The sequence below is a fragment of the Flavobacterium sp. LHD-80 genome, from assembly GCF_030929605.1.
Taxonomy (GTDB): domain Bacteria; phylum Bacteroidota; class Bacteroidia; order Flavobacteriales; family Flavobacteriaceae; genus Flavobacterium.
Map to the genome: position 1 here is coordinate 534,427 of NZ_JAVFVS010000004.1, position 23,004 is coordinate 557,430.

19 protein-coding genes are annotated in these 23,004 nt (G+C 32.4%); 7 read left to right on the plus strand and 12 right to left on the minus strand.

Annotated features, from left to right (window positions below; translation table 11 throughout):
• The first annotated feature begins 13 nt into the window (after positions 1-13).
• The 5 genes from RB619_RS06890 to RB619_RS06910 all read left to right on the plus strand — a co-directional run bounded on the left by RB619_RS06890 (position 14) and on the right by RB619_RS06910 (position 5,067).
• A complete protein-coding gene (locus RB619_RS06890; protein WP_308096170.1) occupies positions 14-1,690 on the plus strand; it encodes a peptide MFS transporter in 1,677 nt (558 codons plus the stop codon).
• 1 nt (position 1,691) lies between these two features.
• Positions 1,692-3,176 (plus strand): peptide MFS transporter, encoded by a 1,485-nt coding sequence (locus RB619_RS06895; RefSeq protein ID WP_308095739.1) that lies wholly within the window; start codon positions 1,692-1,694, stop codon positions 3,174-3,176.
• A gap of 52 nt (positions 3,177-3,228) precedes the next feature.
• Positions 3,229-3,696 carry a thioredoxin fold domain-containing protein gene (locus RB619_RS06900; protein ID WP_308095740.1) on the plus strand — a complete coding sequence of 156 codons (468 nt, stop codon included), beginning with the start codon at positions 3,229-3,231 and terminating at the stop codon, positions 3,694-3,696.
• 221 nt (positions 3,697-3,917) lie between these two features.
• Positions 3,918-4,370: a thioredoxin family protein gene (locus RB619_RS06905; protein WP_308095741.1), complete on the plus strand. Its 453-nt coding sequence runs from the start codon at positions 3,918-3,920 to the stop codon at positions 4,368-4,370.
• A 247-nt stretch (positions 4,371-4,617) separates the two neighbouring features.
• Entirely contained in the window at positions 4,618-5,067 is a 450-nt protein-coding gene (locus RB619_RS06910; protein WP_308095742.1) for a thioredoxin family protein, read from the plus strand.
• A gap of 7 nt (positions 5,068-5,074) precedes the next feature.
• Here the strand turns inward: RB619_RS06910 and RB619_RS06915 are convergent, their stop codons facing one another.
• The 5 genes from RB619_RS06915 to surE form a co-directional block, all read right to left on the minus strand.
• Positions 5,075-7,111, minus strand: coding sequence for a ComEC/Rec2 family competence protein (locus RB619_RS06915; protein ID WP_308095743.1), 2,037 nt, complete (start codon positions 7,109-7,111; stop codon positions 5,075-5,077).
• A gap of 45 nt (positions 7,112-7,156) precedes the next feature.
• The gene (locus RB619_RS06920) at positions 7,157-7,642 is read right to left on the minus strand and encodes a C40 family peptidase (protein WP_308095744.1); all 486 of its coding nucleotides are present in this window, start codon (positions 7,640-7,642) and stop codon (positions 7,157-7,159) included.
• A gap of 12 nt (positions 7,643-7,654) precedes the next feature.
• Positions 7,655-8,773, minus strand: coding sequence for a lipid-A-disaccharide synthase (gene lpxB / locus RB619_RS06925; RefSeq protein WP_308095745.1), 1,119 nt, complete (start codon positions 8,771-8,773; stop codon positions 7,655-7,657).
• Positions 8,774-8,841: 68 nt separating this feature from the next.
• Positions 8,842-9,114, minus strand: a complete 273-nt coding sequence (locus RB619_RS06930; protein WP_308095746.1) for a hypothetical protein — start codon at positions 9,112-9,114, stop codon at positions 8,842-8,844.
• Positions 9,107-9,886: a 5'/3'-nucleotidase SurE gene (surE, locus tag RB619_RS06935; protein ID WP_308095747.1), complete on the minus strand. Its 780-nt coding sequence runs from the start codon at positions 9,884-9,886 to the stop codon at positions 9,107-9,109. Before surE ends, RB619_RS06930 begins: the two co-directional genes overlap by 8 nt.
• Before the next feature lie 213 nt (positions 9,887-10,099).
• Here surE and RB619_RS06940 point away from each other — a divergent pair, with 213 nt between their 5' ends.
• Both RB619_RS06940 and RB619_RS06945 read left to right on the plus strand, forming a co-directional pair.
• Positions 10,100-12,283 carry a carboxy terminal-processing peptidase gene (locus tag RB619_RS06940; RefSeq protein ID WP_308095748.1) on the plus strand — a complete coding sequence of 728 codons (2,184 nt, stop codon included), beginning with the start codon at positions 10,100-10,102 and terminating at the stop codon, positions 12,281-12,283.
• 93 nt (positions 12,284-12,376) lie between these two features.
• Positions 12,377-13,165 (plus strand): DNA/RNA non-specific endonuclease, encoded by a 789-nt coding sequence (locus RB619_RS06945; protein ID WP_308095749.1) that lies wholly within the window; start codon positions 12,377-12,379, stop codon positions 13,163-13,165.
• Here RB619_RS06945 and rpe read toward each other — a convergent pair.
• The 7 genes from rpe to RB619_RS06980 form a co-directional block, all read right to left on the minus strand.
• The gene (gene rpe / locus RB619_RS06950) at positions 13,142-13,804 is read right to left on the minus strand and encodes a ribulose-phosphate 3-epimerase (protein ID WP_308095750.1); all 663 of its coding nucleotides are present in this window, start codon (positions 13,802-13,804) and stop codon (positions 13,142-13,144) included. The genes RB619_RS06945 and rpe overlap by 24 nt on opposite strands.
• A 414-nt stretch (positions 13,805-14,218) precedes the next feature.
• Complete coding sequence (locus tag RB619_RS06955) at positions 14,219-15,082, minus strand: RNA polymerase sigma factor RpoD/SigA (RefSeq protein ID WP_007804760.1); 864 nt, start codon at positions 15,080-15,082, stop codon at positions 14,219-14,221.
• An 82-nt stretch (positions 15,083-15,164) separates the two neighbouring features.
• Complete coding sequence (locus RB619_RS06960) at positions 15,165-16,613, minus strand: hypothetical protein (protein ID WP_308095751.1); 1,449 nt, start codon at positions 16,611-16,613, stop codon at positions 15,165-15,167.
• Positions 16,603-17,154, minus strand: a complete 552-nt coding sequence (locus RB619_RS06965; RefSeq protein ID WP_308095752.1) for a sigma-70 family RNA polymerase sigma factor — start codon at positions 17,152-17,154, stop codon at positions 16,603-16,605. The genes RB619_RS06960 and RB619_RS06965 overlap by 11 nt, the downstream gene beginning before the upstream one ends.
• Before the next feature lie 159 nt (positions 17,155-17,313).
• Positions 17,314-19,035, minus strand: coding sequence for a hypothetical protein (locus tag RB619_RS06970; protein ID WP_308095753.1), 1,722 nt, complete (start codon positions 19,033-19,035; stop codon positions 17,314-17,316).
• Entirely contained in the window at positions 19,023-20,261 is a 1,239-nt protein-coding gene (locus tag RB619_RS06975) for a DUF4249 domain-containing protein (protein WP_308095754.1), read from the minus strand. Before RB619_RS06975 ends, RB619_RS06970 begins: the two co-directional genes overlap by 13 nt.
• A 5-nt stretch (positions 20,262-20,266) precedes the next feature.
• Positions 20,267-23,002: a carboxypeptidase-like regulatory domain-containing protein gene (locus tag RB619_RS06980; RefSeq protein WP_308095755.1), complete on the minus strand. Its 2,736-nt coding sequence runs from the start codon at positions 23,000-23,002 to the stop codon at positions 20,267-20,269.
• Positions 23,003-23,004 lie beyond the last annotated feature (2 nt).

Below are 23,004 nucleotides of genomic sequence, written 5' to 3' on the forward strand. Positions count from 1 at the left end.
AAGAATGAATAATATGGGAGAAACTAAAGTAAAAACTGCGCATCCAAAAGGACTTTGGGTATTGTTTGGGACGGAGATGTGGGAGCGATTCAATTTTTATGGAATGCGAGCTTTATTGACTTTATTTCTTGTGAACTCATTATTAATGAAGGAAGAAGAAGCGTCATTAATTTATGGAGGTTTTCTTGGACTTTGTTATTTGACTCCAATGCTTGGAGGTTTTATTGCAGACAGATATTTTGGAAATAGAAACTGTATTTTGCTTGGCGGATTGTTAATGGCGACGGGACAGTTGCTGTTGTTTACCAGCGGAAGTGTTTTTGAAGGAAATCAAGATTTAGCAAGAGTGATTATGTTCTGCGGTTTAGGAACGATTGTTTTTGGTAATGGTTTCTTTAAGCCAAATATTTCTAGTATGGTGGGAAGTTTATACCCAAAACAGGAAAAAACAAAGCTGGATTCTGCTTTTACTATTTTCTATATGGGGATTAATATTGGAGCGTTCTTAGGACAATCTATTTGCCCTCTTTTAGGAGATGTTAAAGATGCTAGTGGTTTTAGAGATGTTCATGCTTTTAAATGGGGATTCTTGGCGGCTTCTATCGCTATGTTATTAGGGACAATACTTTTTTACTTCTTAAAGAATAAATATGTAGTTTCTCCAGAAGGAAAACCATTAGGTGGCCTTCCTTCTAAAAATGACGCTTCTGATTTTGAAGAAGGAGAAGCGCAGCAAGCAAACTTTTCGAGTAAAGCTTTGACAATTGCAGGAATTGCATTTATCGCTTTAGGATTCTTTTTCCACTATGTTGTAGGTCAAAATTTAATTTATACTTTAATTTATTCAAGCGGTTTAGCCTTGGCAGGACTAATTGTATCAGATTCGTCATTGACAAAAATCGAGAGAGATAGAATTATTGTAATTTATATAGTTTCGTTCTTTATTATTTTCTTTTGGGCGGCGTTTGAGCAAGCAGGTTCTTCTTTAACTTTTATTGCAGATAATCAAACGGATAGACATTTCTTTGGTTTTCTGATGCCTGCATCTATGGTGCAGATTTTTAACGGATTATTTGTGGTGTTATTAGCTGTTCCGTTTAGTGTATTATGGGATACATTGAGAGCAAAAGATAAAGAACCAATTTCTCCAGTAAAACTGGCTTTTGGACTTGTTATAATTTCTGTGAGCTTCTTTATGATTGCAACTCAGGTTTCTTATATCGGAACTTCTGGTTTATTATTGGTTAAATGGTTGATTTTATTATATTTCTTAAATACATGTGCTGAATTATGTTTATCGCCAATTGGATTGTCATTGGTTGGTAAATTATCTCCAAAACGTTTTGCTTCTTTATTATATGGAGTGTTTTTCTTGTCGAATGCTTCTGGTTATGCTTTAGGAGGAACATTAGGAGCAATTTTGCCAGCTACAGGTGATAAATTTGCAAAAGCAAAAGAATTAGGAATCGATCTTCAAGCAATTTTAGACAAAACTGTTACTCCAACAGCTGAGCAATTAGCGCTTTTGGAAAAACACCAAATTAGTGCAGCGAATCACTTTTTTGCTGGATTCGAGATTCATAACTTATATGAATTCTTCATGGTGTTTGTTGTACTTACTGGTATTGCAGCGATTGTGTTATTTGCTTTAACACCATTCTTAAAGAAAATGATGCACGGTGTTAGATAAAATGGAAAAGACAATTACATTAGAAGAAATTCAAAATTTTAAAGGCAAGTACCCAAAACAATTGTGGTACTTGTTTTTGGTTGAAATGTGGGAGCGTTTTTGCTTCTACGGAATGAGAGGGGTTTTAGCAGTTTTCATGGTAGACCAATTAGGTTTGGTTGAAGGGGAAGCAAATCTTCAATATGGCGCTGTACAGGCTTTTGTTTATGCTTTTACATTTATTGGAGGGATTTTTGCGGATAAAATTTTAGGTTTTAAAAAATCACTTCTTTTTGGAGGAATCGTTATGATTTTGGGTAATTTACTGATTGCTGCAAATCCGCATGATTTCTTTTATTACGGAATAACACTTTCTATTATTGGAACAGGTTTTTTTAAGCCAAATGTTTCTTCAATGGTTGGCGAATTATATCACGAAGAAGATGGGCGCCGTGACGCAGGTTACGGATTGTTTTATGCAGGAATCAACATTGGCGGAATGCTAGGAGGAGCTATTCCTATTTATTTAGGGAAAAACTATTCTTGGAGTTTATGCTTCCTTTCCGCGGCTATTGTTATGGTTATCGGGGTTGTAACATTTCTTTTGACTAAAAAGCACCTTGCTCCAATTGGAAATTCTCCATTAGAAAAACAGACACCTAAAAAACGCAATCTTTACGAAATCTTAGTTTATGCTGGTTCTATAGTGGTAATTCCACTTGTTTACATAATGGTTATAAATTCTGATTATACAGAGTATTTTATGTATACGATAGGGATTTTGGCATTAATATATTTTATATATGAATTAATAATGATTAAAGAAGGAAAACAGCAACTTAAGCTGTTGGCGGCATTTATCTTTATTTTTGCGTATTTTATGTTTATGGCTATTTCTGAGCAATCGGGAGGTTCGTTGTCTTTGTTTGCAAAAGATAATTTATCTACTAAATTGTTGTTTTTCAATATTGATCCTAATGTGGTGAATAATAGTATAAATTCATTATATGTGATTATTTTTAGTCCATTAGTTGGTTTGTTGTGGATATATATGGCGAAGCGAAAAATTGAGCCAAATACGATTATAAAATTTAGTTTGTCATTCCTTTTATTAGCAGCAGGATTCTTTATTTTTTATGCGGCAAGATTTTTTGTTAATAAAGACGGATTAAGTTCTCTAGATGTTTTTGCTTTAGGATATCTTCTGTATACACTTGGGGAATTATGTATTGGTCCAATCGGAATGTCTGTAATTACTAAGTTGTCTCCTAAAAGATTGTTTGGAATGATGATGGGATTATGGTTTTTGTCTAGTGCATTTGGGCAGTTTGCTGCTGGAAAATTAGGAGCCGAAATGTCAAATGCAAATACTGGGACTACCTTAATGTCTAAGTTGATTGCTTATACTGATGGTTATTATCAATTAGCAATTTATGCTGTAGTTGCTGGTGTTGCTTTCATAATTGCTATGCCGTTGATCAAAAAATTAATGCAAGAAGTAAAATAGATCGTATTTAGCGATTCTTTTTTTGTTTAAATTTGTACCAAAGAAAACTAAGATGAAGAAATTATACATAATTACATTGTTCTTAATAGGAGGTTTTGTGTCTCAAGCTCAGGAACTTAAATGGTATACTGATGTAAGAGAAGCTATTACAGTAAGCAATACTGTTCATAAACCTATGTTGATGTTTTTTACAGGAAGTGATTGGTGCGGATGGTGCATAAGATTACAGAATGAAGTTTTGAAAACTCCTGAATTTAAAAAATGGGCGACTGATAATGTTGTTTTGGTTGAATTGGATTACCCAAGAAGAACACCACAGACTCCTGAAATCAAAAACCAGAATAATGAGTTACAACAAGCATTTGGAATACAGGGATTTCCAACTATCTATTTTACAAGTGCTGAATCTAAAGATGGAAAAGTAAACTTTAAAGGTTTAGGTCAAACGGGCTACGTTGCCGGAGGACCATCGGCATGGCTGACGGTTGCTGACGGAATCGTAAACCCAAAGAAATCTTAAATTTTTAAGTAAATTAAAATAAAAAGCTCCTTATGCTCATTTGCATAAGGAGCTTTTTTTATTTCGTAGGAAAAGTTTTTAGTTATTTTTTGGTGGAATTATGTATTTGATTTTTTTTTAGTTATAAAAAAATGCATTATGTATTTTTTGTATTAATAAAAATTGGATAATTAAAATATTATGTTAATTTCGTTCCTCTATCTAACCAAAACCAATATAATATGACCAAAAAATTACTTATCCTACTATTTTTTTTAGGTTCATTTTTTATGCAAGCACAAAATCTTGTTTGGAAAACCAATATGGCAGATGCAATTGCAATAAGTAATGAACAAAGAAAACCAATGTTAATTCTTTTCACTGCCTCAGGTGTACCAGAGAATCTTCAGAATGAAATTTTTAAAACTCCAGATTTTGCCGTGTGGTCGCGCGACAATGTGATTTTGGTAAAACTGGATCTTTCTGATAATTCTGCATCAGACAGTGATAAAGAACAGAACCTTAGATTGAAAAATGCTTTTGGCGTTGATGAGCTTCCTCAGGTGTGTTTTGCAAGTGCTTCTATCAGAAAAAGCAAAACTACATTTAGTGCTTTAGGAAAAATTGCCTACAAGCCAGGAGGAGCTAAAGCATGGATTGCAGAGTCAAATGGAATTTTACATCCTAGTGAATAAGGATTAACTTATTTTTTAGTTAAAATATCCCCTTTTTATGAAAATAAGATGGGGATTTTTTTTTAATCGCAATGAAAAGTTTAAAAAATTCGCCATCATTTTTTTTCATTTTTATATTTATTTAACTTTTTATTAGCAAATTCGATTTTCTTATGTTTTTTTTCAATTTTTTGTTTAATGATGTGGGTTTTAGTGGGATATTATAGTACTTTAGTCGAAATTAACCTACTTCAAACCCCAAATAATTATGATTAAAAAAGTACTGACCCTGCTATTATTTTTAGGTTCGTTTTTTCTACATTCTCAAGGATTAGTGTGGAAAACTTCAATGACAGATGCTGTTGCAGCAAGTATGGAACAAAAAAGACCGTTGTTTATATTCTTTACAATTGCTGGCGCGCCAACTAAACTTCAAAATGAAATTTTTAATACACCAGATTTTGTTGTTTGGGCTCGTGACAATGTTGTTTTGGTAAAATTGGATTTATCAGATACAACAATATCAGATGCTGAAAAAGAGCAAAATGTAAGCTTGAAAGCGGCACTTGGTGTAATAGAATTGCCTCAAGCTTGTTTGACGTTAGCTTCTGTGCGAAAAACCAAGACAACCTTTAATCTGTTAGGTAGACTGCCTTATAAGCCAGTGACGGCAAAAGCATGGATATCGGAAGCTAATATTATGCTGAATCCAGAATAATAAAATTTTATTTTAACTTATAATATCCCTTTTCGGCTGTGGCGTGAAAAGGGATATTTTTTTTGATGCAGGTAGTTTTCCATATTTTTTGAATCGAATTAGAATTTGAGGCATCAGCAATAACCGCTTTAGGATGAGTTTCAGTTAGAAGTCGGTCTAAATTTATTTTTGACGATTGTGTCAGTAGCAAAATATCGGGTTGTATTTTTTTATCATAAATGCCAGAGCTATCTATAATGAAGATTTTTTTTCTGTTGTAGTATATTAAGTTTTGTAGTTGATTTACGGATTTTATTTTTGCAAAATTTCCAACCAAATAAGAGCTTAAAGTACTGTTTTTTGAATCCTTCAAAAGAAGATTATCATTTGTGAAAAGAGCAATATTTTTTCCAGATCGTATTGTGATAATTGTTTTTTTCTTGAGGTTATATACAATCATTTCTTTTTGTGTTTCCGTTTCTTTTTTGGTGTAAATGAATGAAATCTGAACAAAAATAATTGCGATTAAAACCATTGCTAATTTTAAGAAAGCGGGTTTTTTAAACCAAATAATTGTTGTGAATATAAGTACATAAAAGCTGATCAGAAAATAAAAGCTAAAACTGATATCCAATATCACGAATGATTTTATTGATGCAACAATATGGATTATTTCGTTTAAAAGATAAATACTTTTCTCTAGAATTTTGGCTAAGAAAAATGGTGGCGTATCAAAAACTGCGTAAACCATTACAATAATACCAGCAATCATTACAAAGGCTAAAACCGGAATAATTGCAATATTTGTAATAAAAAACAATCCAGGAAATTGATGAAAATAATACAAACACAGTGGAAAAGCGCCTATTTGTGCCGCGAATGAAACCGTAAGCGCATCCCAGATATAAACGACGATTTTGTTCTTTGGCGTCCATAGCTTTTTTAATAAAGGCTGAAGCCAAATAATAAAAAACAAAGCAATATAACTTAGCTGAAAACCTGCATCAAACAAGAAATAAGGTTCGAAGAGCAAAATTAAAAGCATTGAAACTAAAAGAGTATTATAAATATTGCCAGTTCGACGAAGATGATTTCCAATTGATAAAAATGAAAACATTACTACAGAACGCAAAACGGATGGAGATAAGCCTGAAATAACGGCAAAAAAGCTAAGAGCTGTTAGCACCGAAATTAATTTTATAAAAGAACCTTTTCTTGTGTTTGGAATTGGTTTTAAAATAAAATTTATTAACAGCATTATAAAACCGACGTGAAGCCCAGAAACTGATAAAATATGTGTAGCGCCAGAGTATTGGTAATCTTGAATAATATCTGCTGAAATTTCCTGTTGTTGGCCTAAAATCAAGGCAAGAGCCACATTCATTTCGACCGCATTAAAATGTGCTTTTTCTAAATTGTGAATGATGCGCTGATGAAGACAATCTGAATAGTACCAAATATCTTTTTGAATGATTTTATTAATCTTGAATTGAGTTTTGGTACAATAAATTTGAGCATAAATCTGTCGATCAGATAGATATTTAGCATAATCAAACTGATTCGGATTTTTGTTTGATTTATTAGTTTGCAAAGTGGTTTTTGCTTTAATTCGGTTTCCAATTACCAAGGAATTATCGGTACTGTCTTTTGCAATATTTACTATGATTTTTCCAGAATAAGCTTTGTCATCAATGCTATTTATTAGCGCTGTATATCGATCACTAAACGAATTGCTTTTGAGTTTTTCATGAAGTGTAAAAGTTATTTGAGATGGAATTTTAAATGCTTTTTGATAATGAATGTAGTTTGATTTTTGAAGCGAATTTGTGTGTAATAGCAGTGTAATTCCGCCTATAAAAAATGCTGTAAAGTAAGTGCTTAGACCAAAAAAAGGAATTGTTGCTTTGTTTTTTCTACTTGGAAAGTATAAAATCAAAAAAGCAATTGTACTGATAATTAACGCCGTGATTGAAATTGCGAGCGAAATTTTCGTATAATAAAAAAACAAAATACCGGCAAGGAACCAAAAGGTAATTCTGACCAAGGGAAAATCTAATACTTTCATGTTTTAAAAGTATTAAAATTTTGTAAGAAAAAGAGTATAAATTTATTATTCTACAATGCGATTGATTTGTGCAAAAGAATTTTGGTAATACGATTCTTTTGTCGATGAAATAATCACGCCTTTTGAAGTGGAAGAATGAACAAACTTGATTTCATTTGAATTGATTTCTGTAATCAATCCAACGTGGTTTATCTGCTTGCTTTTGTTGGTTTTAAAGAAAATCAAATCTCCTTTTTTAGCATCTTTCAAAGAAATAACAATTCCGATTTTCGCTTGTTCAAAAGAGCTTCTTGGTAATTTTATATTTTCAGATTCAAAAGTGGCATAAACCAAACCAGAACAGTCAAAACCAGCTTTTGTTGTACCGCCAGCTTTATATTTTACACCAATATTTTCTGTGGCGGTTTCAATTAAATGATTTACAATGTACTTGTTTTCTCGTTTTGGCTCCTTTTTGCTCACGGCACTAGAAGAAGATTTACAAGAAGCAAAAGTGATTGCTAAAAGAAGTAAAACAATTATTTTTTTCAAAATCAAAAAAGTTTAAGCTTGCTTTAAGTCGGCAACAATAAGCTTTGCTGTTTTTTTGCTGGCACCAACACCGCCAAGCTTTTGTTCTAGAATATCGTAATTTTTCAATAGTTTTTCACGATATGCCGGTTCTAAAAGTTTTTGCAATTCTTCTTTAATACGTTTTGTATTGCATTGGTCTTGAATCAATTCGGTTACAACTTCTTGGTCCATAATTAAATTGACAAGTGAAATATATTTCAGTGTGATAATACGTTTGGCAATTTGATATGAAATGGCGCTTCCTTTATAGCAAACTACTTCTGGAACTTTAAAAAGAGCAGTTTCTAAGGTCGCAGTTCCTGAAGTTACTAAAGCCGCTGTTGAAGAGCGAAGCAAATCGTAAGTTCTGTTAGAAACAAATGCAATATTTTTATTTTTTATAAACTGCTGATAAAATTCATAATCCTGACTAGGAGCGCCGGCAATTACAAATTCATAATCTTGAAAATCATCAACAACACTCAGCATAACACTCAACATTTTTGTGATTTCCTGTTTACGGCTTCCTGGTAAAACGGCAATAATAGGTTTTTCGCCTAATTTATTTTCTTTTCTGAAAGTTGCTTCATCAAAAGCAGGCTGATTCTGGATTGCATCGATTAACGGATGCCCAACAAAATCAACTGGAAAATGATGTTTGTCTTCGTAAAAACTTTTTTCAAACGGAAGAATCACAAACATTTTATCGACATCTTGTTTGATCGCTGTAATTCTGTTTTCTTTCCAAGCCCAAATTTGCGGCGAAATATAGTAGTGCGTTTTGTAATTTAGAGCTTTTGCCCATTTTGCAATACGCATATTGAAGCCTGGATAGTCAATAAAAATTAATACATCTGGTTTGAATTCAGAAATGTCTTTTTTGCAGATTTTAATATTGCTCAAAATTGTTTTCAAATTAAAAACAACTTCAACGAATCCCATAAAAGCCAAGTCACGATAGTGTTTTACTAAAGTTCCGCCAGCTTTCTGCATTAAATCACCGCCCCAAAATCTGATTTCTGCCTGCGGATCTTCTTCATACAAAGCTTTCATTAAGTTCGAACCGTGCAAATCTCCAGAAGCTTCACCAGCTATTATGTAATATTTCATATTGAGTTTTTTAAAAATGTGCAGTAATTTAAAAGCACAGCATTTTTTTTGCAGAACAAAGATAAGATTTAAATAAACAAAGTCGAAATTGCCAAAACAATCACAGCAAAAACAACACCTCTTGCCATCATTTCTTTATCTCTTTTTAAAAGGAATAAGAACAAAAGAAGGTCTAAAACGGTTCCTAAAGTAATTACTTTTCCTAAATATCCGTATTGTTTTATGGTTTGAAGGCCGTTTGAAAGATCAAAAGAGGTAAATAATTTTATAAAAAGATAACTTCCTATAAGCGAAGTTATAATTCCGATTATAAAACCAATCAGTAGGTCTAGTTTATTCATTTAATTTCCAGGTATTAAGTTGTTGCATTGAATGATGAGCGGTTAAATCAAACTGAACCGGAACTACAGAAATGTATCCGTTTTCCAGTGCCCATTCGTCTGTATCTTCGCCTTTGTCTTCGTTTGTGAATTTTCCGGTCAGCCAGTAATAATCTTTTCCAAAAGGTGTTTGTCTTTTGTCAAATTTCTGTGCATAATACGCTTTCGCTTGACGACAAATTTTTATTCCCTTTATTTCGTTTTCTTTTAATTTCGGAAAATTTACATTTAAAACGACGCCAGTAGGTAATTTATTGGCAAGCGTTTCAAGTGCTATTTTTTTTACGAATGATTTTATAGGTTCAAAATCGGCATTCCAGTCAAAATCTAAAAGGGAAAATCCGATGGCTTGAATTCCTTCAATTCCGGCTTCAACGGCAGCGCTCATTGTTCCAGAATAAATTACATTGATGGAAGAGTTTGAGCCGTGATTTATTCCCGAAACACAAAGGTCTGGCTTTCTTTTCAAAATCTCATTTACGGCTAATTTTACGCAATCTACAGGAGTTCCGGAACAGCTGTATTCGGTAATTGAATCGTCGTCTTTTGAAATTTTATCCAAAAATAAAGTATTGTTTATGGTAATGGCATGTCCCATGGCGCTTTGAGGTTTGTCTGGAGCTACAACGACAACTTCGCCAATAGTTTCCATAACGCTAATTAAAGCTCTAATTCCGGGCGCTAGAATTCCGTCGTCATTGGTTACTAATATTAAGGGTTTTTCGGCTTTCATGCTAGGTGAGGATTTTTTGTTTTATCAAAATTAAGGCTTCTTTAGGCAAATGTAGCAACAGATTTTGGTAGAATACTAACAAATAAATAAAAATTGTAAACTAAATCTTAAAGGACTTTTGAACAACAAACATTTTTATATCTTTAACAAAAAATTATAGTGAGCTTGGCTTTGTTGGCACAGTTTTTACCGTAACTTAGATTAAAAAATTTGATGAATGCTATTATTAAGTTTATGAAAAGAAATTATAAAATACTTATAGCCGTATTATGCTTATCTGTTACCTTGTTTGCGTTTAAAATAAATGCAGATAAGTCTGAAGATCCGGATCCAAATAGAGATAAAACACTTTTAGAATTACTTGCTTTTGTTATTGAAAAAGGACATTATAGTCCGGCGGAAATCAATGATGAGTTTTCTAAGGGAATTTTTAAAGATTATATCGATGCGCTAGACCCTTCAAAAAGGTTTTTCCTGCAGTCTGATATTGACGAGTTTAAGCAGTACGAATTACAGCTTGATGACCAGTTTTTGAACAAAGATCTTACGTTTTTTAATCTTACTTATACAAGATTGATGAAACGTATGGAAGAAAGCAAAAAACGTTACAAGACTATTTTAGCACAGCCTTTCAATTATAATGTTGATGAGACTTTTAATGCCGATTATGAGCATCTTCCTTATGCTAAAAATGCAACAGAAATCAATGAAAGATGGAGAAAACAAATTAAGTTATCGACACTTTCTTCATTGGTTACAAAACAAAAATTAGAAGAGGATAAAAAGAAAAGCGATCCTGCTTACAAAGAAAAATCATTTGAAACTTTAGAGAAAGAAACTCGTGAGAGTTCTTTAAAATCTTTAGATGACAATTTCAGTTTGATTAAAGATTTGAACAAAGAAGATTGGTTCTCTGTATACGTGAATTCAATCATGACTCGTTTTGATCCTCATACAAGTTATTTTGCACCAGAAGAAAAAGATCGTTTTGATGTTAACATCAGTGGAAAATTAGAAGGTATTGGCGCTCGTTTGACTAAGAAAAATGATTTTACTCAAATTGATGAATTAATTTCTGGAGGTCCAGCATGGAAAGGAAAACAGCTTGAAGCAGGCGATATGATTTTGAAAGTGGCACAAGGAAACGAAGAGCCAGTGGATGTTGTGGGAATGCGTCTTGATGATGTTGTGAAAAAAATTAAAGGTCATAAAGGAACTGAAGTAAAACTTACAGTTAAAAAAGTTGACGGAACGATTAAAGTAATTTCAATCATCAGAGATGTTGTTGAAATTGAAGAAACGTATGCTAAATCTAGTATTGTTGAAAGAAACGGATTAAAATACGGTGTGATTTATTTACCTAAATTCTACATTGATTTTGAAAATAAAGATGGTCGTGATGCCGGAAAAGATATTGCTCTTGAAGTAGAAAGATTGAAAAAAGAAGATATCAACGGAATCGTACTTGACGTTCGTGATGACGGAGGAGGATCTCTTTCTACAGTTGTTGATATTGCTGGTTTATTCATTGAAGAAGGGCCAATTGTACAGGTAAAATCTGCTGGTAAAAAGAAAGAAGTTTTATACGATAAAGATAAAAAAATCGAGTGGGACGGACCATTAGTAATTATGGTTAACAGTTTCTCAGCTTCGGCTTCGGAGATTTTGGCAGCTGCAATTCAGGATTACAAACGTGGAGTAATCATTGGAAGTAAACAAACTTATGGAAAAGGAACAGTGCAAAACGTTCTTGATTTGAACCAATTTGTGCGTAATGCAAATTACGGTGACCTTGGTGCTTTAAAAATTACGGGACAAAAATTCTATAGAATCAATGGTGGTTCAACTCAGTTAGAAGGTGTTCATAGTGATGTCGTAATGCCAGATCGTTATGCTTATTTAAAAATGGGTGAGCGTGATATTGATAACGCAATGCCTTGGGATAAAATTGATCCAGCGGATTACAGCACTTGGACTTCTAACGAAAAATTCACTCAGGCGATTAATAATAGCCGAAACAGAATTGCAAACAATGATCAATTCAGATTAATTGAAGACAATGCAAAATGGATCGACGTTAAAAATAAAGAGAACACTTATAGTTTGAATATTAAGAACTTTAAAGCGACTCAAGAACAAGTTGAAAGTGAAGGTAAAAAATACAAGCCAATTGCAGATTATAAAAACAATTTGGTTTTCAAATCATTGCCTTATGAAGAACTTGAAATGAATAATGATGCTACATTAAAAGAAAAAAGAGAAGCTTGGCATCAAGCATTATCTAAAGATGTTTATGTAGAAGAAGCTTTAAATGTTTTAGATGATTTGCAAACTAAAGGTTTAGTGAAAAATACGGTAACTCCTAAAATGAAAAAGGATAAACTGGTAAAATCTTAGTTCGATAAAGAATTAATTTGTTATTAAAATGCTCCATAGATATATTATTTATGGAGCATTTTTTTGTAAGTTTATTTCGTAATAAAAGAAAAGATGAAGAATTATATTGTTTTAGGTTTGGCTAGTTTAATGTTGTTTTCTTGTAAAAAAGAAAATTCAGAAAGGGAAGAAGTAGTGCAGGAAAAACCAGCATCTTTTACTTCTGCTTCGGCTCAAAATGCTACAGATTCTTTATATACGGTTTCGTATTTGCCAACTTCAACTACAGGGCAAATTGTAAAGCATAAATATTACACACTTTCTTATAATGAAAAATTTGAGCAGGCCGAATGGGTTGCTTATGAACTAAAGAAGGAATATTTAAAAAATGGAGATTATAAACGTCCTTATTTTATTGAAGATCCCAAAGTAACAACGGGTTCTGCAGACTGGAGAAATTATAAAAAATCAGGATATGACAAAGGGCATCTTTGTCCGGCTGGTGATATGGAGTTTAATAAAGATGCTTATAATGATACTTTTTATACCTCAAATATTTCGCCTCAAAAACATGATTTCAATAGCGGAATTTGGAATAGAATTGAACAGAAAACACGTTATTTCGCCCAGAAATACGATGATATTTATGTGGTAACTGGTGGTGTTTTGAAAGATTCAGATAAAAAAATAGGGACAGAAAATGTTGCTGTCCCTAAGTATTTTTATAAAATTATTGTAGCTAAATCTGGAAAAGAGCACAAAGCAATTGCTTTTTTAGTTCCGAATGAAGATAGCGAGAAATCTATTTATGATTTCGTAGTTCCAATTGAAACTCTGGAAAAAATGACTGGAATTGATTTCTTTCCGAATTTGAAAAACTTAAAAAGCAGTAAGGACTTTTAATTCTTGAATAGTCTGCGTTGGATTTTCGGCTTTAAAAACAAAGCTTCCTGCAACTAAAACATCGGCTCCGGCTTCTACTAATTGTTTTGCATTTTTGCTGGTTACACCGCCGTCAATTTCAATTAATGTTGAAGCATTTTTGCGAGTGATTAAAGCTTTAAGTTTTTGAACTTTAGTATACGTGTTTTCGATAAAGGATTGTCCGCCAAAACCCGGGTTCACACTCATAATACAAACTAAGTCAATATCGTTTATAACATCTTCTAATAAATCAATATTCGTATGTGGATTGATTGCAACTCCGGCTTTCATTCCTTCGGCTTTAATGGCTTGTAAAGTTCTATGTAAATGCGTGCAGGCTTCGTAATGTACAGTTAGATTATTGGCTCCTAAATCGGCAAAAGTTTTGATATAACGATCTGGATCAACTATCATTAAATGTACGTCTATCGTTTTTTTTGCGTGTTTAGAAATTGCTTCTAAAACAGGCATTCCAAAAGAAATATTCGGAACAAAAACACCATCCATGATGTCAATATGAAACCAATCTGCCTGGCTGTTGTTGATCATTTCTACATCACGTTGCAGATTTGCAAAATCGGCAGCAAGAACTGAAGGAGCAATAAGTGTATTTTTCATTGTCTATTGTGTGTTGTTTTATACAAAGGTAGATTTTAACCGCAAAGTGCGCAAAGAATTACGCAAAGTTCTTATGTTTAATAAGTAACGCAAAGTGCGCAAAGTTTTTTCACAGAGCGCACGAAGTTCTTTAAGTATTGCTTGTTAAGTATTCAAAAGTTCACAAAGCTTTGAGATCTTTTGAATACTTAGAGAATAAGCATTATAATTTTCTTTGCGAACTTTGCGAAAAAACTTTTTGTACGCTACGTTAAAAAAGATAAAATAAAAAACTCCGGTAATCAGCCGGAGTTTCAATCATCAATCAAAAAACGAACAGTCAATCAAACTGTTGTTTGCGTTACAAAGGTTTCAAGTTTTATGTTTCAAGATACGCAAAGCAACCTGAAACTTTAAACCTGAAACAAATATTATTTATCCTAAGTATGTTTTAAGGATTTTACTTCTAGAAGTGTGTTTCAATCTGCGGATTGCTTTTTCTTTAATCTGACGAACACGCTCACGAGTTAAGTCGAAAGTTTCTCCAATTTCCTCTAAAGTCATTGGGTGTTGATCGCCAAGACCAAAATACAAACGAACTACATCAGCCTCTCTTGGAGTTAATGTTTCTAATGAACGTTCGATTTCAGTACGTAATGATTCGTGAATTAATTCTCTGTCTGGGTTTGGAGATTCTCCAGAACGTAAAACGTCATAAAGGTTAGAATCTTCACCTTCAACAAGAGGTGCATCCATAGATAAGTGACGTCCAGAGTTTTTCATAGACTCTTTTACGTCATTTACAGTCATGTCAAGTTCTTTTGCAATTTCTTCAGCAGAAGGTGGACGCTCATTAGATTGCTCTAATAATGCATACATTTTGTTGATTTTATTGATAGAACCAATTTTGTTTAATGGTAAACGAACGATACGTGATTGTTCTGCTAATGCTTGAAGGATCGATTGACGAATCCACCATACTGCATAAGAGATAAATTTAAATCCACGAGTTTCATCAAAACGTTGTGCTGCTTTGATAAGACCTAAGTTTCCTTCGTTAATTAAGTCAGGAAGAGTTAATCCTTGATTTTGATATTGTTTAGCCACCGATACAACGAAACGTAGGTTGGCTTTTGTTAATTTTTCTAATGCTCTTTGATCACCCGCCTTAATTCTTTGTGCTAATTCTACCTCTTCATCCGCGGTAATTAGGTCAACTTTTCCGATTTCTTGTAGATATTTATCTAACGATGCAGTTTCACGATTAGTTACCTGCTTGGTGATTTTAAGTTGTCTCATGTTTTTGTCTCCTCAATTTTTAAGTGTACAAATGGTTATACGTATGAAGTATCAAAAAAGTTACAACTAATTAAAAAATATTTTAAAATTTATAATTAATTCCTGTTTGCAATGATAAACTGTAAGGTTTTGCTTCGCCATTTTCTTTAAAAGTATTGAGGTAATACTTAAAGAGCGGATTTATATCTAAACCTATTTTATCTGTTAATTTATAAGTAATTCCGATTCCTAGATCGTATGAAATATTCAGCCCAGAAATATTTTTTGCCTCGCCAACTTCCTGCATTGAAACTTTTTCTGATTTTAAAAACAGCTGGTTTTTATCTAAAAATAAAAAACTGAACCCAGTGAAAGCATCGACTTCAAATTTGCTTTCATCTTTTTTTAGGGCATAATTGAACTCCAGCGGAATTTCATAATAAGAAAGTTTTTGAAGCAACTCAACGTCATTAGAAGTGCCAAATGTCTCTTTTATATTCACTTCAGGTTTCAGATTAATGTTTTCAAAATCTGTAATTAAGTTTTGATCGAGCAGTGTTGTTGTTTTTAGATTTATTTTTGAAAATCCTGTTCTAAAACCAATTCGATCATACATTGTTTTTACATATATGCCGTAATGAGACGTTATTGGGTGGCTTTTTGGCAAATTATCCATTGTTGGGCTAATCATAGATAAACCATTTAAAGAACCAGAAATTGCTGGACCGTAAAAAGCATGGATGCTAAAATCAGGACGATTTTCTTCAGGTTTTGTGTTGTAAACGGTTTTTTTGTATTCTCTCTTTGGAGCAGTTGTTTTTTTAATACTTAAACTGTCGATGTTTGCGATTGTATCTTTTTGTATCTGATCTGTTTTTAATGCAATTTTATTGTTTTTTAAAGTGTCTAAAACTATTTTTTCTGGAGTATAATTTACTGGCCATTTCGTTTCTGTTTTTTTGTTTTGGCTCAAATGGTCAGGTTTCACTTTTTTGTTTAAAGTGTTTTTTGCTGTTTTATGTTTTGCCGAGGTTTTAGCATTTTTAGAAAGACTTGCTTTAAGTGGTTTCTTAGAAGCTCCCAATTTTATAGGTGCTGTTTTTATCTGCTGTTTTTTTACAACAACTTTGTATTTTTTCACCACTTCATATTCTTCATATTCGTCGGTAGTTGTAACTAATTTGCTCGATTCCTTGATCAGTTTAACACTTTTAGTTTTTGAAATTGTAGTGGTTTGATCTGGCTCTGTTTTTAATAAGATGGGTTTTTGATTTGCTTTTGAAGCATTAGTTTCTGTATTCGTTTTCTTTTTTGGCTGTATTTCTTGTGAAGACTTTTTTGGGGTTACTTCTTGAAGATTAGTATTGAAATAAAAAAGTGCTGAAAAAAATATAACAGCAATTAAACTCGGAATTGCCCAAGTTAAAATTCGTTTATGTCTTTTTTGATTTAAATCTTTTTCAATTTTTGACCATGCAAAGTCGCTTGGATTTTTATCCAAGTCAGCCAGTTTGTTCTTAATTGCTTTTCCTATTTCAGTTCTATTTTCCATTTTTTTGCTTCGAATAATAAAATGTACTTTTTGATGTAATCTTGTCTTTTAAAATCTGTTTTGCCCGATGTAAATTTGATTTTGAAGTGTTTTCAGAAATTGATAACATACTGGCGATTTCCTGATGCGAAAAATCATCTAGTTCATACAAGCTAAAAACCAACCGGTATTGATGTGGTAATTCTTGAATAAAAGATAATATCGTGTCAAGTGGCAGATTGATTTCGTTTTCATTTATGAAATCATCCTGAAAATATTCGTCTTTAATGGCTGTTAGGACATAAGATTGTTTGTAGCGTGTTATTGCTTTATTGATCGTGATTCGTTTGATCCAACCTTCAAAACTACCGTTTCCTTTGTAATTTTTTATATTGGTAAATATTTCCACAAAAGAATCGTGAAGATTATCTTCAGCTTCAGCATCATTACTGCAATATTTTAGACTTAACACAAATAGAGTTTTTTTATATACATGATATAATTCTTCTTGTGCTTTTCGGTTTTGCTTTATGCAGCCCTTTATGAGTTGGTCTAAATTCAAATTTTATTTCAGGATATTTATTGCTTTTTTATTCTCGGATTATGGTGTTTAATTAATAGTGTGAAAAAAATAAAAAGGTTGCGTCAAATAATAAAAAAAAACCTCTATTTCAAGTTTTAGAAACAGAGGTTTGTTTGTGTTTGTATTATTTGAAATAAATTAGTTGCTGGCTTCTTCTTTTATTTCTATAAAATCTTTGATAAAAACAGGTTTTCCATTAGCTGAAAATCCTTCAAGCGTAACTTCATAAGTTCCTGATACATCAGAGGCATAAAATTTAATATTTGAATTTGTTTTGCTCAAATCAATATTAGGTTGCCATAAAAGCTGGTGTCTATAATCTGGAATTCTCACGCTTTTGCTGATTGCATAATCAGGATTAAAATAGTTTTTCTTAACCTGAGGTCTTAAAATTTCAGGTCTTATAATAAATTGACCTTTCAGTTTCGTGTCATAATCGCCATTTTTAGTGGTAAAAGAAACAATACCGTTAAAAGATTTTGAGCCATAATAATAGATTCCCCTTACCACATTTACCTTGTAAATGAGTTTAGGACTAAAAGCAAAAAACTCATTCAGGTTTTCGATAATCAAACCGTCAACAACAATTAAGGCTGGAATTGAAGATTCATAATTTTCATCATAATCAAAAACATGAATGGCATATTCATTATTGTTTTTTCTATAATAAACACCTTTTAAAATCTCAGTAATTGTTTCTTCGATATTAGGAAATCTCGTAAAATCGTCCAGTTTGAATTCTTCAGATGAAGTGCCGAAAAATGGAGCAGGAACAGCAGGTGTTATTAAGCTGTCTTTTTTAACATCATAGTAGGCATTTTCAATTTGAGTTGAAATTAATCGGTCTGTGATATTCTTTTGGAAATCTGAATTGAATTGAACTATTGGAAAAGTTAAATTAGAAAGATCTAAATCCTTTTGTTTGTCAATTTCAATTACATAATCTTCTTTGCCACTTTCAAGAACTTGTACAATAATATTTGAATTTGGATTTTCCTTTTCTAAAATAAAAAGAAATCTTCCCTGATCATCAGTTTTAGCAAGTTGTAATTCAGAGTTTTTTCCAACAATCGAAAGCGCCACTTTTTTGTTTTTAATATCTGCAGTAGTTGAAGATATTTTTCCTGTTATGATTTCACCTCTTAGTTCTGGAAGTATCACTTGACTAGTTGTAATTTCACTTGAAACACTTTTTTCTGCGCTGTTGAAGGTTGTTTTGTTTTGAGATATAAAACCATCTGTTTTTCTCACTGAGACTGTATAATTTCCTTGAGCAAACTCATCAGAATTTGTTTTAATGCCAAATTCAACCAGATCTCTACTATTGTATGATTTGCTTTTTAAATCAAATGAAATATTGCTATTGCTTACTGTTTCAGATGGAACTGCATTGTAAGAAACGGTACTGTTGCTTGGGTTTTCTTTATATGGATTTATAATATAAAGATTAAGCGAAAAGTATTCAGGTGCATTTTTATTCAGCATCCAGCTGGTATATCCAACTAATTTATAGCTGCCGCTTTCTAGAGTAGTCGGCAGGAAAAAGTCTCCACTTCCAGTTCCTTTCTCTAGAAAAATTTTATGAGTAAAAACGGCTTTTTTGCTATTGTCAATTAGTTGTACGTATGCAATTTTGCTGAAAATAGAAGCTTTATTCGCTGCCTTGTCGATGCAAAATACTTTGTAAAGCAATTTTTCACCTGTAAGAAATGAGTTGGCATTTGTACTTAGATAAATTGACTCATTTATTTTTTTGTCAACCTCATTTAGTTCGCTTACAGAATTGTTCTTTTGAGCAAAAGTGATTTGCTGAGCGCTAAAAGTTAACGCTATGAATAATATGTATTTTAGTCTATCCAAAATGGTGGTTTTACGTTTGATGAAAAAGAAGTGCAGTCGCCGCATTCAATAGGGTATAAAATGTAGTCAGTTGGCTCTTCGGTTGGAAAATAAACTTTAAGGCCACTTGAAAGCAGATTTAAAATTAGTTCGCCTTGACATCTAAAATCTGGATTTTTGTTAAAACAATAATTAAAAATATATTGTTTAGTCTGATCATCCGGTATTGGTGCAGGGCAGATGTAAGGATATTTCGGAGAAGGTTCACCATTCAATAAATCAGTGAAGCTAAAAAATAGTCTTTTTTCAGAATAAGAAGATACATCAAAATAGCCAATCACTTTTTCTCCTGGATTATCTACTGATTTTATATTGCCGTAGAAAAAACCAGGCTGTGTTTGAGATAAAATGCTTCCTGAATTTGATATCTCTTTTAGTGTTTCAGAAAATGTATGAGCCGCAAGACTCTGAACATACTGTTTTACTAAGATGCTGTATCTATTGCTAATAATATAGTCAGTGCTGGCAATAAATCGAACAGGGAAGTTGGTTACTCTATCTTCAGATAAATCATTTGTGCTGGTTAAAAGCAATTCATTTGAGCTTTTGTTAGAGTAGCAAGTTCTCACATCTTCAGTTCTATCTTCAAAAACAACCTGTCCTGGTGGATAAGAACCCGCCGGAAAAAAAACAGGAACTGCTTTTTTAGGATAATATTTAGGAGCTACAACTTTATAGGTTTCATCATATTCATATCTATAATAATGAGAGCTATTTGTTGGATCATAGCTATTTACTGTGATTTCAACTCCAAGTTGGTTGTCTTTGGTTACTTTAGTAGCAGCAAGACTTTCTATTTCAGTTTGGTGTGGCAATGTTTCGTTGTTTGAAATATAAGTTCTGCCATCTTTAGTTTTTACATGTAGCTGATATTGTCTGTCTGCTGATGCCTGAAAAGGAGTTACAGAAGTATAGTTATCAGTATTTTGTTTAAAATCATATTTATTACCTTGATTATCAGTTACAAAAACAACAGCGCCTGTTTCAAAAGTTGGGCTTTTGTCATCAAGCTTATATGATCTTGTAAGTTTAACTGACTGCGTTTTATTTTGATTGGTAATGGTAGATTCAATTACAATGATATCTTCGAATCCGCTGCTTGATTGATAGGTATAAGGTGTTGTACAGCCAAATACCGCAAAGAATAGTATTGTTATTAGAAATCTAATTAAAAAGATTTTTTTCATAACGGTTAAAATTTAAAATTATAAGTAACAGTTGGTATTGGAACTGCGAAAATTGATGTTTGATAAGCTTTTACTTGTCCTTCTTTAGTAACAAAGAAGATCGAATAAGGATTGTTTCTTCCTAATACATTATAGATCGATATATTCCAGAAGCTATGCGCTAATTTTTTGATCTTGTGATTTCCTTCAATGTTTAATCCTATATCCAATCGGTAATAATCAGGTATTCTAAACTTATTTCGGTCACTGTATAAAGTATATTCTGCGCCGTTATAATTATATTTTCCAATAGGGTAGGTAATTGGTCTTCCTGTTTGGTATACAAAATTAGAAGAAAAACTGTAACGATGCGTGAATTTATAATTCATAACGATGCTGAAATCGTGTGGCTTGTCAAAATTGCTCGGGAAATAATCACCGTTGTTTACTTTTTCATCATTAAACTGGCTGTCTAATTTTATAAATGATCTTGAATATGTGTAGCCAATCCATCCGTTAAGACGTCCAATTGATTTTCTCAACAAAAATTCGATACCGTAAGCTTTTCCGTCTCCTTGAAGCAATTCGGTTTCTAAGTTTTGATTTAAAAGAATCTGCGATCCAACTTTGTAATCTAAAATGTTTTTAGAAGTTTTGTAATACCCCTCAACACTTAATTCAAGATCGTTGTATTCTAATTTTTTGAAAATACCCAATGAATATTGTAAGCCGCTTTCTGGTTTTACATTCAAATCAGATAATTTCCAAGTATCAGTTGGCGATTGTGTTGTGTTGTTTGTAAGCAAGTGAATATACTGATAGTTTTTATCGAAACCAGCTTTTACAAAAAGACTTTCGTTAAAAATATAACGCAGACCAACTCTTGGTTCAAAACCTCCATTTTTAGTAATGACGTCATTATTTCCGTATGTTTTTTGCTCAATTACTGTGTTTGGAGTTTTTGGTACGCCGTCCGCATAAACATTTTGTGTTGATGGGCCGAGCGCCATATAATAAGAATAACGTGCTCCAACATCTAACAAAAGTTTTTCGGAAATCTGAAATTTATCAGAGAGAAATGCCGCCGATTCGAGTCCCTTTTCATTTTCTATTGTAATTGGTGTTACTATTGAGTTTTCTCCATTTGGCGATAATTCTCCCGGATTTACTTTGTATAATTTAGTAGCTACTCCATAAGTAAGCTTGTGCTTGCTGGTAAGTTCGCTAGTGAATTTTAAACTCGCCTGACTCTCGTTTATTTTATATTTAAGCAAGAAAGATTCAGGATTAACAGATTGATAATTTATGCTGTATTTGTATTCACTATTTGTAACGTTGAATTCGCTGTTGTTTTTTTCATTGAATGCATGTTTCCATTTCAATGAAATTAATCGGTTGCTGTACTGGAATAATGAATCTGGAGTTAAGCTGTACTTGTCTCTACTGTAATATCCAGTTCCTTCAACGCTGTTATTTTTATTGATTTTGTGATTGTATTTAGCAAATAAATCATAAAAAGAAGCTTGACTGTTTTTTAGTCGATCATCATCTAATGTTTTTAAAATCCAATCGGAGTACGTTGCTCTTCCGCCAACTAATAAACTAGCTTTATCTTTTACAACAGGAACCGATAAAGTAAGGTTGCTTGTTACAGGTCCAATTCCTCCTTCTCCAGAAATTTTTTCAGTATTTCCGTTTTTAGAAACAATGTCAAAAACAGATGATAAACGTCCTCCATATTCAGAAGGAATACCGCCTTTGTAAATGTCTACTTTGTTGATTGTATAAGGATTAATTGAAGAGAAAAAGCCAAAAAGATGCGTAGGATTGTAAATTGTTGCATTATCTAATAATACTAAATTTTGATCTTCTTTTCCTCCTCTGACATTGAATCCAGAAGATCCTTCACCTGCAGTTTTAATTCCAGGAATCGTTAAAGCCACTTTCAAAATATCTCTTTCTCCAAGAACCAACGGGATGTTTTTTACACCTTCGGCTTCAATAGTGGTTACTCCAGTAATGGCAGTTCGAATGTTTTGAGTGTCTTTTCCTTTTACTAAAACTTCATCAAGCTGATTGATTTTTTCAACAATAGTAAAATCTAAAGTACCGTTGCTGTAAATCATTATTTTTCTAGCAGTGCTATTGTAAAATAATGATTCAACTTCGATTGTACTTAATCCGGTTGGAAGTTTAAAACTGTAAAATCCTTCGGCGTTGGTAGTCGAAATAATGGCAGTGTTTTTTACTTTCACATTAATATCTGCCAATGGTTTTCCATCTTTCAAATCAGTAATATGGCCAGATAAAGTATATAAATCTACATCTGTATCGGTAGCTTCTTTACCAATTAATGCAATAGGAGCCGTTGTACCTGATTTGTCTTTTTTAACCGAGTCATATTGCTGGAAAAAGACAGGTGCATTAGCATTTTTTTTGTTTTGAAGCTTATCGTAAATAATGCTATTTTTTGTTAGTATGATTTTATTTTTATTAATGTAAAAATTAAGCTCAGTATCTTCTAGCACCTTAGACAAAACTTCTTCAATAGTTTTGTTAGCATAATCTCCAGAGATCAAGACATTTTTATCAAACCAATTTTCTTGGAAATAAAATTTATAAGAAGTCGAAGCCTCGATTTTTTCTAAGGCAGCGATTCTGTTTATGTTATTAAAAGTAATGTTTATTGTATTTTTTTCGCCTTGTGAATGCAGTATCTGATTAAAACCGAAAAATAATAAAAGGATAGTAAATATTCTCATTT

Excerpts from the sequence above, each read along its gene's own strand:
- RB619_RS06890 (WP_308096170.1), top strand. The coding sequence starts at position 14 with ATGGGAGAAACTAAAGTAAAAACTGCGCATCCAAAAGGACTTTGGGTA.
- RB619_RS06895 (WP_308095739.1), top strand. The coding sequence starts at position 1,692 with ATGGAAAAGACAATTACATTAGAAGAAATTCAAAATTTTAAAGGCAAG.
- RB619_RS06900 (WP_308095740.1), top strand. The coding sequence starts at position 3,229 with ATGAAGAAATTATACATAATTACATTGTTCTTAATAGGAGGTTTTGTG.
- RB619_RS06905 (WP_308095741.1), top strand. The coding sequence starts at position 3,918 with ATGACCAAAAAATTACTTATCCTACTATTTTTTTTAGGTTCATTTTTT.
- RB619_RS06910 (WP_308095742.1), top strand. The coding sequence starts at position 4,618 with ATGATTAAAAAAGTACTGACCCTGCTATTATTTTTAGGTTCGTTTTTT.
- RB619_RS06915 (WP_308095743.1), bottom strand. The coding sequence starts at position 7,111 with ATGAAAGTATTAGATTTTCCCTTGGTCAGAATTACCTTTTGGTTCCTT.
- lpxB (WP_308095745.1), bottom strand. The coding sequence starts at position 8,773 with ATGAAATATTACATAATAGCTGGTGAAGCTTCTGGAGATTTGCACGGT.
- RB619_RS06930 (WP_308095746.1), bottom strand. The coding sequence starts at position 9,114 with ATGAATAAACTAGACCTACTGATTGGTTTTATAATCGGAATTATAACT.
- surE (WP_308095747.1), bottom strand. The coding sequence starts at position 9,886 with ATGAAAGCCGAAAAACCCTTAATATTAGTAACCAATGACGACGGAATT.
- RB619_RS06940 (WP_308095748.1), top strand. The coding sequence starts at position 10,100 with ATGAATGCTATTATTAAGTTTATGAAAAGAAATTATAAAATACTTATA.
- RB619_RS06945 (WP_308095749.1), top strand. The coding sequence starts at position 12,377 with ATGAAGAATTATATTGTTTTAGGTTTGGCTAGTTTAATGTTGTTTTCT.
- rpe (WP_308095750.1), bottom strand. The coding sequence starts at position 13,804 with ATGAAAAATACACTTATTGCTCCTTCAGTTCTTGCTGCCGATTTTGCA.
- RB619_RS06955 (WP_007804760.1), bottom strand. The coding sequence starts at position 15,082 with ATGAGACAACTTAAAATCACCAAGCAGGTAACTAATCGTGAAACTGCA.
- RB619_RS06960 (WP_308095751.1), bottom strand. The coding sequence starts at position 16,613 with ATGGAAAATAGAACTGAAATAGGAAAAGCAATTAAGAACAAACTGGCT.
- RB619_RS06975 (WP_308095754.1), bottom strand. The coding sequence starts at position 20,261 with ATGAAAAAAATCTTTTTAATTAGATTTCTAATAACAATACTATTCTTT.
- RB619_RS06980 (WP_308095755.1), bottom strand. The coding sequence starts at position 23,002 with ATGAGAATATTTACTATCCTTTTATTATTTTTCGGTTTTAATCAGATA.